The organism is Paraburkholderia sediminicola, from assembly GCF_046026855.1.
GTDB classification, from domain to species: domain Bacteria; phylum Pseudomonadota; class Gammaproteobacteria; order Burkholderiales; family Burkholderiaceae; genus Paraburkholderia; species Paraburkholderia sediminicola_A.
In genome coordinates, this window is the sequence record NZ_JAQQET010000003.1 from 96,300 (window position 1) to 109,419 (window position 13,120).

General features: G+C 61.9%; 10 protein-coding genes. 4 read left to right on the top strand and 6 right to left on the bottom strand.

Translation table 11 applies throughout. From position 1 onward, the window contains the following. Positions 1-145: 145 nt before the first annotated feature. The gene (locus tag PQR40_RS04390) at positions 146-2,470 is read left to right on the top strand and encodes an FdhF/YdeP family oxidoreductase (protein WP_408508491.1); all 2,325 of its coding nucleotides are present in this window, start codon (positions 146-148) and stop codon (positions 2,468-2,470) included. Between the two features lie 70 nt (positions 2,471-2,540). On the opposite strand, the gene PQR40_RS04395 is transcribed toward PQR40_RS04390, so the two are convergent. After that, positions 2,541-3,536 carry a 3-hydroxybutyryl-CoA dehydrogenase gene (locus PQR40_RS04395; protein WP_408227403.1) on the bottom strand — a complete coding sequence of 332 codons (996 nt, stop codon included), beginning with the start codon at positions 3,534-3,536 and terminating at the stop codon, positions 2,541-2,543. Then, on the bottom strand, positions 3,533-4,639 hold the full coding sequence (locus PQR40_RS04400; protein WP_408227406.1) for an NAD/NADP-dependent octopine/nopaline dehydrogenase family protein: 1,107 nt from the start codon (positions 4,637-4,639) through the stop codon (positions 3,533-3,535). The genes PQR40_RS04395 and PQR40_RS04400 overlap by 4 nt, the downstream gene beginning before the upstream one ends. A gap of 212 nt (positions 4,640-4,851) precedes the next feature. Here PQR40_RS04400 and PQR40_RS04405 point away from each other — a divergent pair, with 212 nt between their 5' ends. Next, entirely contained in the window at positions 4,852-5,835 is a 984-nt protein-coding gene (locus tag PQR40_RS04405; RefSeq protein ID WP_408227409.1) for an AraC family transcriptional regulator, read from the top strand. 30 nt (positions 5,836-5,865) lie between these two features. After that, a complete protein-coding gene (locus tag PQR40_RS04410) occupies positions 5,866-6,921 on the top strand; it encodes a LysR family transcriptional regulator (protein WP_408227412.1) in 1,056 nt (351 codons plus the stop codon). A 42-nt stretch (positions 6,922-6,963) separates the two neighbouring features. Here the strand turns inward: PQR40_RS04410 and PQR40_RS04415 are convergent, their stop codons facing one another. Further along, the gene (locus PQR40_RS04415; protein ID WP_408227415.1) at positions 6,964-8,058 is read right to left on the bottom strand and encodes a porin; all 1,095 of its coding nucleotides are present in this window, start codon (positions 8,056-8,058) and stop codon (positions 6,964-6,966) included. Positions 8,059-8,491: 433 nt separating this feature from the next. Between PQR40_RS04415 and PQR40_RS04420 the strand changes: the two genes are divergently transcribed. Further along, a complete protein-coding gene (locus tag PQR40_RS04420) occupies positions 8,492-9,922 on the top strand; it encodes a spinster family MFS transporter (RefSeq protein WP_408508492.1) in 1,431 nt (476 codons plus the stop codon). Positions 9,923-9,948: 26 nt separating this feature from the next. Here the strand turns inward: PQR40_RS04420 and PQR40_RS04425 are convergent, their stop codons facing one another. The 3 genes from PQR40_RS04425 to PQR40_RS04435 form a co-directional block, all read right to left on the bottom strand. Further along, entirely contained in the window at positions 9,949-10,452 is a 504-nt protein-coding gene (locus PQR40_RS04425) for a M48 metallopeptidase family protein (RefSeq protein ID WP_408508562.1), read from the bottom strand. Between the two features lie 116 nt (positions 10,453-10,568). Continuing rightward, complete coding sequence (locus tag PQR40_RS04430) at positions 10,569-12,737, bottom strand: phosphocholine-specific phospholipase C (protein ID WP_408508493.1); 2,169 nt, start codon at positions 12,735-12,737, stop codon at positions 10,569-10,571. A gap of 49 nt (positions 12,738-12,786) precedes the next feature. Then, positions 12,787-12,993, bottom strand: coding sequence for a hypothetical protein (locus PQR40_RS04435; protein ID WP_408227424.1), 207 nt, complete (start codon positions 12,991-12,993; stop codon positions 12,787-12,789). Positions 12,994-13,120: the final 127 nt, after the last annotated feature.

The following is a 13,120-nucleotide window of genomic DNA, read 5'->3' on the forward strand; positions in this document are numbered from 1 at the left end:
GGCGGGAACGTCAGTCTATGACAAATCCCTGCAACTGTACTCCTCCGCTTTCCGATTTTCTGTATGCTGCGCTGCTTTTGGAACACAGTAGGCTTCCACGCATCGGCATAAAAGCCTCGTCCAAGCCACATCCTGCGGCAAGATCATGAAGAAACCCGAAGCTCGCATCGAACCGTACACGCACCCCGCCGCCGGTTGGGGCGCGCTCAAATACGTCGCCCTCAACCTGCTCAAGGAAAAGGTGACGGGCGGCGACTACCGCATGCTGCTCAAACAGAATCAGCCGGACGGGTTCGACTGCCCGGGTTGCGCGTGGCCGGATCGCGAACATGCGTCCACCTTCGAGTTCTGCGAAAACGGCGTCAAGGCCGTGGCCGCCGAGGCGACCAGCAAGCGCGTGACGCCGGCGTTCTTCGAGCAACATACGGTCGAAGAACTGATGGCGCAGTCGGATTTCGAGTTGGAACAACACGGCCGCCTGACCGATCCGCTCGTCTACGACGCTGTGCGCGACCGTTACGTGCCGATCGGCTGGGACGAAGCCTTCGACCTGATCGCGGATCACCTGCTGCGGCTCGACAATCCCGACAGCGCCGCCTTCTATACCTCGGGCCGCGCCAGCAACGAAGCCGCGTTCCTGTATCAGTTGTTTGTGCGCATGTACGGCACCAACAATTTTCCCGATTGCTCGAACATGTGCCACGAAGCGACCAGCCGCGGCTTGCCGCATACGGTCGGCATCGGCAAGGGCACGGTCACGCTCGACGACTTCGAACACGCCGATACGCTCCTGATCTTCGGCCAGAATCCGGCCACCAACCATCCGCGCATGCTCGGCGAACTACGCGAGTGCGCGAAGCGCGGCGCGACCATCGTGTCGATCAATCCGCTGAAGGAGCGAGGCCTTGAGCGCTTTGCAAGCCCACAGCACCCGGTGGAAATGATCACGATGGGTAGCACGAAGATCAGCTCCGTGTTCATCCGGCCGAAAGTCGGCGGCGATTTCGCCTTGATCAAGGGCGTCGCCAAACGCGTGATCGAACTCGACGACGAAGCGTTGGCCTCAGGTTTGGAACGCGTGCTCGACGTCGCATTCATCGCCGAACACACGGTCGGTTTCGATGCGTTCACCGACGATTTGCGTGCCGAAAGCTGGGACATGATCGTCGCCGAATCGGGTGTGCCGTTTGAAGACGTGCTGAAGCTCGCCGACATCTACGTGAAGGGCCGCGCCGTGATTTCGACGTGGGGCATGGGTCTCACGCAACACAAGAACTCGGTGCCGACGGTGCAGATCCTGTCGAACCTGATGATGATGCGCGGCAATATCGGCCGCCGCGGCGCGGGCTTGTGCCCGGTACGCGGGCACTCGAATGTGCAGGGCGATCGCACGGTCGGCATCGAAGAAAGACCGACTCAGGAGTTTCTCAACCGGCTCGGCGAAGTCTATGATTTCGAGCCGCCGCGCGAGCATGGCCTCGACGTCGTCAACACGATCCAGGCGATGCTCGACGGCAAGGTGAAGGTGTTCATCGGGCTTGGCGGCAACTTCTCGATCGCGACGCCGGACACACCGCGCACGTGGGAAGCGATGCGCTCGTGCGAGTTGACCGTGCACATCACGACCAAGCTGAACCGCAGCCATCTCGTGCATGGCCGCGACGCGCTGATTCTGCCGACACTCGGCCGCACCGAGATCGATCTGCAGAATGGTGTGGCGCAAGGCGTGAGCGTCGAAGATTCGATGAGCATGGTGCACATCTCGTACGGCATGAACAAGCCGGCCTCGGAAAATCTTTTGTCCGAGATTGCGATCGTCGCGCGGATGGCACGCGCCACGCTCGGCAGCGACAAGGTCGACTGGCTCGCACAGACGGCCGACTACGCGTTGATTCGCGACGGCATCGCGAAAGTGATCGATGGCTTCCACGATTACAACGAGCGCCTGAAGCACCCGGGCGGTTTTCACCTCGGCGTCGCCTCGCGCGATCGCATCTGGAAAACGCCGAGCGGCAAAGCGCAATTCCTGGTGCATGCGATTGATATCGACACGCCGATTCATCAGGCACGCGCAGAGCATGGCGAGCGGTTGATGACCTTGATGACGACACGTTCACACGACCAGTACAACACGACGATCTACGGCCTCGACGACCGTTATCGCGGCGTGTATGGACAGCGGCGCGTGCTGTTCGTCAACAAGGACGATCTCGCGATGCTCGGCTTCGTTGCGGGCCAGCGCGTGGATATCACGAGCGTGTGGGCCGATGGGATCGAGCGTCACGCGGCTGGGTTCCTGCTAGTGGAGTACGACATTCCGCGCGGGTGTCTCGGCGCTTACTATCCGGAGACGAATCCGCTGGTGCCGCTCTCGTCGATCGCCGATGGCGCGGGGACGCCGACTTCGAAGTCGATTCCGGTGTTGCTGACGGCGTCGGTGATGGAGGCGGTGGAGGCGGCTGCTGCGTGAGGGGTCTTGCGTCACAGTTGGCGGGTGCCGCCCGAAGCTCCGCACCTGATTCACGTTGGCCCCCTCAGCCTCAAATGGCAGCGTTGAATGCTGGCAAAAGCCCCATTCTATCCAGCGCGTGTCCGAATTCAGCAAGCCGCTTTTCCCGATATGCGGGCACATCAACGTCCGCATAATCGTAGAAACCGCGCCCATTGCGCAGTCCGTCACGGCCTTCGCGCATGTTGTCGCTGACGATTTTCGCCGGCAGAAAGCGCGGATCGATTGCGCGTGCGAGATAGTGCGACGCATAGTTCAAGATGTCGCAACCGCCCCAGTCGATGAATTCCAGCAGACCCAGAACCGAGAAACGCAGGCCGAAGCCCGTACGGATAGCGATGTCGATATCTTCCGCGCTGGCGACACCCTCCTCGACCATGCGCGCGGCTTCGTTCATCGCGAGCGCCTGAATGCGCGGCACGATGTAACCGGCAGACGGCGCACACACCACCGGTACCTTGCCAACCCTGCGCAGCAACGCCACAACGCGCTGCACGGCCGCCTCACTCGTCACGTCGCTGCGGCTCACCTCGACGAGCGGCATCAGATGGGCGGGGTTGAGCCAGTGCGCGTTGAGCACCCGCTGCGGATGAGCGACGATCTGCTGCAGTTCGGTCACGAGAAAAGTGGACGTGGTCGACGCAATCAGCACCTCAGCGCCCACGTGTTCACACAACCATGCGAATGCGGTCTGCTTGGCCTCCATGACTTCCGGCACGGCTTCGAAGACGATCTCGCCCGCAGCAAGCCCGGCGCGCGCTCGCTCGCGATCCACGATGCCGATGCGAGCCATCGCCTCGGCCGCCTGCGGATCCGTGATACGGCCGACGCTCACCTGCGTTTGCAACTGCCGCGCGATGTCGCCTCGCGCTGCCGCGGCGAATGCAATACGGGCCACTGCGTCGCGATCCTTGAAATCGATCAGGGTGACGTGCAACCCCGCGTACGCGAACGCAAGCGCGATGCCTTGGCCCATGCGTCCCGCGCCAAGGATATGGACATGCTGGATAGCAGCGGCCGCACTCATTGCGCAAAGCCTCGTTCAAGCAGGGCCGTCATCGCTTCTCGCGAAAGCGAAGCGATGCCCAATTGCTCCAGCGTACGGCCTTCGCCATACAGATCGCGTTCCGACACCGCACTCGCCACATTCAGCAAGCCTTCGGCCACGGGTGTCGGCACGCCGGCCCACCGTCCAGCCGAGACGAGAAACGACAGGCCGAGCCGCGTGTCCTCCAGCATGTAGCGGTGCGTCTTCAGATCGATGTCCTCGCGCCAGTCGCCACTGTCGGTCAGCTTGCCGTGCGCGCCTCGACCGTACATCCACTCATCGCCCTCGCTGGCGTAGTGGTCTGCGAGCGGAAAGTGCGGCGCGCCGTAGCCGAGCGCTTCGCGAACCGCGATACGTTCGGCATCGAGCGCACTCGTCACGCGGCGGATCGAAGGCTGGGTGCCTTCGTTGTGAATGTCCCAGGCGTCGAAATGTTCGAGCGGCCCCGCATTCATCATGATCAGCGGCGGGTGAATCACCGGCCCTGCGTTCATCAACGCGCCACTCAGCGCATCCTCGATGGGTTCGACCGACGGATAGCCATCCTGGAGCACGGGGAACGCCCAGCCGGAAAACCGCGCGGGGAACACGCCGGTCGGCAATCGGGTTGCATAGGCGCTCACCACGACGTTGTCTTCACCGTGCTTGCGAGCCAGATACGGCAACGTGCCTGTTTCGGCGAATGCCACCTTGCTGGTGTTGCCGGCCTCGTGCATCGCCTTCGCGAACACATAGCTGCCGAACGTGCCCGGCGGCAGGAAGACGACCTGATCGTCCGCGAGGCATGGCGCGAGTTGCGCCGCCAGCGCTTCGTGCGTTGTGGACGGCAACGGGATAACGACTAACCGTGCGCCCTGTACCGCCTCAGCGAGGTCGTCGACGAGGCGCACTGCGCCCTGCGCCTCGCCAAGCGGCACACGCCGTTCGCCCCGAAAATCCTTCACATTCAACGCGCCAATTTCGCGCAGTCGCGCCGCGGCGCTCGTGTCGCGTCGCCACCACGTCACCCGGTGGCCCTTTTCCAACAGGTCGATCACGGCCGCATAGCAGCCGTGGCCGCCGCCCAGTACGCTGACATTCATCACAGTTCTCCTTGTTCGATGGCTGCCAGAGTACGTGCCCACCCGCACAAAAACGCTTCACGCCGCGCAATCCGCATTCAAATCCGGCAACTCGATGCTGCGCACCAGGACGCGCGATGAACAATTCGCCATCCGGGTCGCCCCGTTCTTGCGCGAACAATATGGTCATCGCATCATGAGCGCGCTACCTACTGCACGGCTCGAGGCCACGAATGGACATCGCGATTTCACGCAAGACCCGTAACCGGCTTATCGCTTCGCACGCGCGTGAGGACATCGAACGGGAGGTGTCGCAGGTGCTGTGCCCACACAGAATGGAAGTCGCGGATCGCGGACCGCTCAACGCGGAGTTGTACCGTGTCGCCCTCTATCAGGCGACGCTTCTGGAACTCCACTACGGCAGCGAAACGCACATCGACGCGGGCGATATTGGGGATCACTATCTGTTTCGCACCACGCTAAGCGGTCAATGCGCGCTGGAATCCGGCAGCGAGCGCGTCTCGTTGCGCGCGGGTGGTCTGAGCGTGTCGTCGCCTGCGCGTGTGAGCCGCATCGTCACAGATCGCGAATGCCGCAACCTGCTGCTGCGTATCGACCGGCAGGCACTTGAAGTCAAGCTCGCCGAGATGCTCAACGACAGCGTCAGACAGCCGCTGGTGTTCGACCTCGCGGTGGACGGCGCACATACCGGCACGACGGTCTTTTTTTCGACGCTGCGTTACCTGTGCGATCTCTGCGACCAGTTCGACACGCCGGCACATGAACGGATTTTTGGCCGGGATCTCACGCAGTGGCTGATGACGGTGCTGCTCAGCCAGCTTCCTCACTCATACAGCGCGGCGCTTGCGAAAGAATCCTCCGCGCCGCTGCCGGCCCACGTGCGCCGCGCGCGCGACTATATCCACGCGCACCTCGACGAATCGCTCCGCATGGACACGCTGGCGCGTGCAGCCGGCGTATCGGCGCGCACGCTGCAAAACGGCTTCAGCCAGTTTCTCAATACGTCGCCGGGTGGCTATGTCCGCGAACGACGGCTCGAGGCAGTCCATCGCGCACTCCAGGCCGGGCCGGAACGATCGGTGACCGACATCCTTATTGAACATGGCGTGAACAGCTTTGGGCATTTCGCGAAGGCTTATGCGCGACGCTTCGGCTGTCTGCCATCGGCAACCGCGAAGCGCCGGATGTGCAACTGACCCGGTGTTCGCAAAACGCCTAACGACCTCATGCCAACCAATCCCCCTGCCCCCTCTGACGTCACGCCGCCTGCGCACGACCTACGAGCCTTCATGGATGCCGGCGACGCGCCGCGCGTGCAGGATCTCGACCTCAACCTGCTGAAAGCGTTTCACGCGGTACACGTCGAGAAGAACGTCGGGCGCGCGGCGTTACGCCTGGGTGTGACGCAGCCGTCCGTCAGCCATGCGTTGAGCCGCCTGCGGCTTGTGTTTCGTGACGCGCTGTTCGTGCGCACACCCGGCGGTGTCGAAGCAACGCCGCGTGCGCAGCGCCTGGCGGGCTCGATCGACCGCGTCCTGCGCATCCTCCAGGACATGCTCGATGAAGGCGCGCAATTCTGCGCAGCCACCTCGCGACGCGTGTTTCGCCTGCATATGAGCGACTTTGCAGAAAGCGCATTTCTGCCGACGCTAATGCGCGAACTCAGCGCCCGTGCGCCGGACGTGATGGTCGAAACCCATCACATTGAGGACAGCCAGTTCAACGTGGCGCTCGAATCCGGCCGCATCGACTTTGCCCTTGGGCATTTCCCGCACGCATCAAGCCACTTTTACCACAGTGAACTCCTCCATGAACGGTACGTACTGCTGATGGCGCGGCGCGTGGCACAGCGACTCGAACTGGATGAACACTACACATTGGGCGCGAATGTACCCTCAGGGCTGCATTTCATCGCGGTCACGTCACACCCGCAATCGACCGAATTGCTCGAACGTTATCACCTGACGGCGCGCGTGCGGATCGCCGTGCCGAACTTCATGGTCGTGCCGGCGATCCTTAGCCGCTGCGATTACGCGCTGATTCTGCCGCGTACCGTGGCGCGTGCCTTCTCCGCGCTCGGCGAGTCCGCCGTCTTCGAGATCGACGATGCAGGCACGTGGCCCGTCAACGCGTACTGGCATCGGCGTTTCGATGCCGACCCCGGCCACCGCTGGCTACGCGGGTTATTGATGGAACTCTTCAGGATCGGCACCGCCGAGCCATTCGACAGTTGGCTCGGCGCGCCGCTCAATCTCAACCCGGAAGGCTTGCACAGCGACTAGCCGCGTCACATTCGGCGTTTGAAGCGGAAGCGGATGCTTCGCCTAGAACGCCGTCATGATGCCTGCAACCACCGAACTCGCGGTAGCGCCCGGCTTGGCCACGGCTACCCCGCCGCCCGCCGCGCCGTTGACCGTGAACGTCGCATGTGCGCCGTTGCGGATCATGGCCGCGCCCGTGTAGAGCACCGTGCGCTTCGACAGAGGATAGTCGTAGCGCACGCCAAACGAATCCGCATTGCCTCCACTGTCGGCGACCTTCCGATAATGGCCGTAACTCAGCAGAACCTGCGACCGCCCCACCGGCACGGTTGCGTCAAGTTCAAACAGATCGCTGTGCGGATTCGAACTGGTGGCATTCACGCCGGCCGCGACGTCCGGTCCACCGCGATGGCGCATGTAGATGAATGCCGGTTTGAAGAAGCCGAAGTCGTACGACACGCCGCCGAGCGCGTAATTGCCGGCAGCCGTCGGACTGTTCGCGTTCAGCGTCGCCGCACTAGCCGGGCTGAAGGTCTGCTGCATGTAGTCGGCGTCGATCGACAGATTGCCGTTCAGGTAGTTGAGCGACGCCCCATAGGTGTCTCCGAGCGTCGACGGCACATTCTGCGCACCATTTGCACCGCGCGCGGCGATCGCCCGGAGCAGGAACCCGCCGAAACGCGGCGACGTGTACCTCACGGAGTTGTTCACGCGCAGGAATGCGGGTCCGACAAAGTTATTCGCCGCGTTGCCCCACGCAAGCCCGGCGCCGTCTCCAGGCAGACTGTACGTCACGAACGAGGTATGCAGGATCGTATAGTTGACGCCCGCCTGCATGGCGCCGAATGGCCCGGACAGTCCGACCCACGCTTCGCGCCCGAACAGCGCGCCGTTGTTGCCGAGCGTGCCGTTGGCCGAACTAAAGCCGTTTTCAAGCTTGAAGATCGCGCGGTAGCCACCGCCGAGATCTTCGCTGCCCTTCAAGCCCCATTGCGTCGCGAAGATATCGCCGCTGCCCATCCGCACTACGTGGTTGGGGCCGAAATTCGTGTACTCGATCGATGTATCAATACGTCCATACAAGGTCACGCTTGATTGCGCCAGCGCGGGCGTCGCTGCGACGCATAGCAGCGGCGCGCACCATTTCCAGTTAATCATTCCTGTGGTCCCGGCGAGAGTCTGATTTTTATGGGCCGAGCGGATTTGGACGCTGCGGCGCTTGTGTTTCCCGCCTTCCCTAAGGACTTCGTTTGATCGAGCGGAAAACGAAGCGAGTCTAGGAAGACCAATTTCGAGCGTCGATCAACTCATGCATATAACACTTATAGACCGCACGAATGATGTGCCTCGCACACCGCATGGCGCTCCTCGGCGCCTTATGTGGCGGGCCTTTTAGCGACTCACCCTGGGAAAAGCCTTAGCTTCCCAGGGGAATGCCGCCGTGTGCGTGCAGGTATTGCGCATAGGTTTCGGAATTTTGTTTACGTACGCTGCATCTCCGGAACGCCACCGTAGCGGACTCTTCTCATGCAGGACGTGCGCATACGCGCGCTGCCATGCGCCGTCGAACACCGATTCCCGGAGAACCCAGATGACCGTATCAACACGCAGCAAACCTGCGGGCAAGCGCTATACCTACGAATGGTATGTGGTCGTGATCTGCATGCTTGCGTATGTCTTTTCCTTTATCGACCGGCAGGTGCTTGCGCTGATGATCGAGCCGATCAAAAAGGATCTGCATCTGACCGATACGCAGTTCAGCCTGTTGCAGGGCTTCGCGTTTTCGCTCTTCTACGCGGTGATGGGCATGCCGCTCGCCTATCTCGCCGACCGCTTTGCGCGGCCGCGCATCATCGCGACAGGCATCGCGCTATGGAGTCTGGCCACCACTGTCTGCGGCGTCAGCCAGAACTTCCTTCACATGTTTCTGGCGCGGATGAGCGTCGGTGTGGGCGAAGCCGCGCTCTCGCCGGGAACGTATTCGATGTTGAGCGACTACTTTCCCAAGGAAAAGCTGGGGCGCGCAGTCGGCATCTATTCCCTCGGATCGTTCATTGGCGGCGGGATCGCATTCCTGATCGGCGGGTACGTGATCAACCTGCTGAAACAGATGACCACCGTCTCACTGCCGCTCGTCGGCGACGTGCGCTCGTGGCAGTTGACCTTTTTCATCGTCGGGCTGCCTGGCTTTCTTATAGCCCTGCTGTTTATCCTGACCGTGCGCGATCCCCAACGTAAGGGGCTCATGCAGGACGGCGCCGGCAAGGCAAAGCGTGTGTCGATGGGCGACTCGCTGCGCTTCATCCGCAAACATGGCAAGACGTTCTTCTGCCATTACCTCGGCTTTTCCTTCTACGCGATGACCCTCTTCTGCCTGATGAGCTGGACACCCGCGTTCTACATCCGCCGCTTCGGGCTTACGCCGGTCGAAGCCGGCTACACGCTCGGCACTATCCTGCTGATCGCGAATACCGTCGGCGTGTTCTGCGGCGGCTGGCTCAACGACTGGCTGATGAAGAAAGGCCGCGCAGACGGCCCGATGCTCGCTGGCTTCATTGGCGCAATCGGGATGCTGGTGCCGGCGGTCGTCTTCACGCAGGTCGGCAGCCTGACCGTTTCTCTCGGGCTACTGGTGATCGCGATGTTCTTTGCGTCGTTCCCGATGCCTACTTCGACTGCCGCGATGCAAACCCTCGCACCCAATCAGATGCGCGCGCAGATTTCAGCGGTGTTCCTGCTGGTCTCGAACCTGATCGCGCTCGGAATCGGTACCACTCTTGTTGCGTTATTGACCGACAAGGTGTTCGGCTCGCCCAAAGCCGTCGGCAACTCGATGTCCATCGTCAACCTGGTCGCCACACTGCTGGCCGCCGTGCTGTTGTGGTTCGGCTGCAGGCAGTTCCGCCTGAGCCTGGCACGCGAACAGGCGTACGCGGATTCAACCGGCGCGGCGGTGGATCAAGCTGCAGCAGAGGTCGCGTATGCCGCCCGTACGGCGCCGCTCGCAACCACACGAACCTGATACGTAGCGAAACACGTGCTTACCGCTCAGGTCTGGCTTTTCTTCAGATCGCGGTACGTCAGATACAAGCGCAGATCAAATTCGATCTGATGGTAGCCCGGCTGCATGAACTCGCAGAGGCGGTAAAACGCCTTGTTATGGTCGCTTTCTTTCAGATGGGCGAGTTCATGTACAACGATCATTTTCAGGAATTCCGGCGCGGCGTCCTTGAATAGCGACGCAATGCGGATTTCTTTTTTTGCCTTCAGCTTGCCGCCCTGCACGCGCGAGATGCTCGTGTGAAGGCCGAGAGCATGGCGCACGACGTCGAGCTTGCTGTCGTAGGTGACTTTGTCAATCGCGGCTCCCGTGCGAAGGTGTTCGCGCTTCAACTCTGCGCAGTACTCGTACAGAGCCCGGTCTGTTTGCACTGCGTGCGTGCCGGGGTACCTCGCGCTTAGATAAGCGCCGAGTTGCTCGTCGGCAATCAGCTTCTGGACTTTTTCCTGCAGAGACGCTGGATAGCCGATTAGGTATTTCAATTGCTGCATGGTGATTTTTGCTGGTCGCAAAGGGTCGGGGGCGTCGCGACCAGCACAAGGTGAGTGGCATGGCCGCCGACTATCTTCAGCCGCCATGCCATACGTCGGTCTACGCTATCGCAGCGTCACCCTCTGCCCGGACCGGGATCGCTCCTGCTCGGCCGCCCGGTCTCGACGTGACCCGCGAAGCGCCGCATGACCGGGTCCGTCGAATCCCCTCCGGTTGTGCTGGCGGAAATCGTCAGATCGTACCACCCATGGCTCGAACTCAACTCCCAGTGATCCTGAACCGTTTCGCCAGGTCGCAACGTGTAGTGCCGCCCGCGGCCGTGGCCATACGCGTTGTCGACCATCGCATGACACGTCGCATTGCCACTGTTGCGCACCTCCAGATAGATGTGCCGGTTTCGCACGTCGTAGCCAATACGCGCTTCCGGATTTGCATGCCGGCCATCCGTCGCGAGTTTCGTATTGCCCTGGAACTCGCATAGATAGCCGTTCGGCCCGTACACCGCGAGATGGTAGGCGCCCTGCAATGCCGACGTGCTCCAGTAATCCGACAGCCTGTCCTTCGCGGAAACGGTGTAGCGGCGCGGCGTGTCGGTTGGACGCAGGCGGTCATAGACGTAGAACGCCGCGCCCACATCGCCGGTATTGGCAAAGTCGAGCCACACCTTGCCGTCATGCCCCGCGACGCGGCTGTTGACGTACATTTCATACGGCAGTGCGCGGGCGCGCCGCGTTCCGGGTTCCTGCACGGGCATCGTCTGCTGGGCCGGCACCTGGTACGCCAGCCCAGATGAAGAGATGTGCTGCGGCACAGTGAAACTCACCGCCTCGGTATCGGGACGCCCGGAAAAGTCGAACGCCGACGTGAGATCGCCGCACACCGCACGGCGCCATTTGCTGATGTTCGGCTCCGCGACGCCAAAACGCGCTTCGAGAAATTGCAGCACGGATGTGTGATCGAAGACCTCCGAGCAGACCCATCCGCCTTTAGTCCACGGCGAGACGACAATCATCGGCACGCGTGTTCCAAGGCCGATCGGCTGAATGCCGCCAGGATCCGCGCCAGGTACGAGCGGACTCTTTTCGCCAGGGTATTTGTCGAGATCGAGCAGTTCGTCACCGAGGCTCGCGAGCAGATCGCCCGACACGATGCCCTGCCCGTTGACGCCGCTCGTCGTAGGTGGCATCGGCGGAACGACGTGGTCGAACAACCCATCGTTCTCGTCGTAGTTGATGAAGAACGCCGTCTTTGCCCAGACGTCGGGGTTGGACGTGAGCGCTTCGAGAATCATGTTGATGAAGAAGGCACCGTCGGTGGCGCAGGCCGCAGGGTGCTCGCTGTACTTATACGGCGACACGATCCAGGATACCTGCGGCAGACGGTCGTTCTGCACATCGGACTTGAATTCGGCGAGCGTGTGCTGGGATGCGCCCTTGTCGACGAGCGGGCCGCTCGCACCCTCCTGCACCTGATAGCGGGCGAAGAATTCCAGCGAGTTGTCAGTGAAGTTATCCGTTGGATCGCCTGGAATTCCTGTACCGCCCTGGTAAAGCTTCCAGCTGATGTTGTTCGCTTCGAGCCGCTCCGGATAGGTCGTCCACGTATAGCCATTCGTGCCGTCCCGCTCGCCGAGGCCTGGACCGTTCGGCTTCGTGCCGTACGCGTTGCGGGCATCGATAGTGCCCGTCCACAGATAGATACGATTGGGCGCGGTATCGGCGTTCACTGAGCAGAAGTACGAGTCGCACACGGTGAACGCTTCGGCGAGCGCGTAGTGATACGAAAGATCGTGGCGCTTCAGGTAGCCCATCGTCAGCACGTCCTGCTTCTGGTTGACCCATTGATCCCATTTCCCGCCGTTCCACGCGAGGTGGCCGCTGCTCCAGCCGTGATCGGTGCCCGGCTGGAATTCGCTCGTCCGCGCCGGATCGAGATAAAAAGGCATCACGTACGGCGCGGCTGGATCGAGGCCGCGCGCGTTGTAGCGTTGCGTTTGCACCGTGGCGGGCGGCTGTTGCCACACAGGTGCGCCGTTGGGCAGCAGATGCGGACGCGGATCGTTGAACCCGCGCACACCCCGCATGCCACCGAAATAGTGATCGAACGAACGGTTCTCCTGCATGAAGATCACGACGTGCTCGACGTCGTTGATCGTGCCGGTGCGCGATGCCGCGGGCATGGCGAGCGCCTTGCGGATCGCCGGGGGAAAGCCTGCATAAGTGGCAAGCGCACCGGCCGACGTCGCGGCAAGGCGCAGGAAGTCGCGTCTGTTTTTAGAGGACATGAGAAACCTGGTGATGTGGGAAGAGGCGATGCAGGGCCCGATTCACGGGTCAGTTGGCGGCGCTCGCGCCAGAATCCGGCGCCCAATGCACGACGGGCGTGCCGGACGATGGCTCCTGTGCATTTGCGTCAGAAGCGGGCGTCTGGCTGTTAGCGGCAGGCGCGGCCGACGAACCGCTGCTGCCGTCCCCGCAAGCCGCCAGCGCGACCGTGAGGAGCAAAGCCGCGCAGAGCGCAGCCGATCTGAGTCTGTGCATGGTTGAATGGTCCAGTCGTTTAGAACACCCCTATTAGTACTTGCCGCACATGTCGCGGACTTGACCAGTTCCCCGAGGTTTCCTGGGTAGCTACCCAAGCTTTCTGGGGTAAAGGTGGCAACGCAAA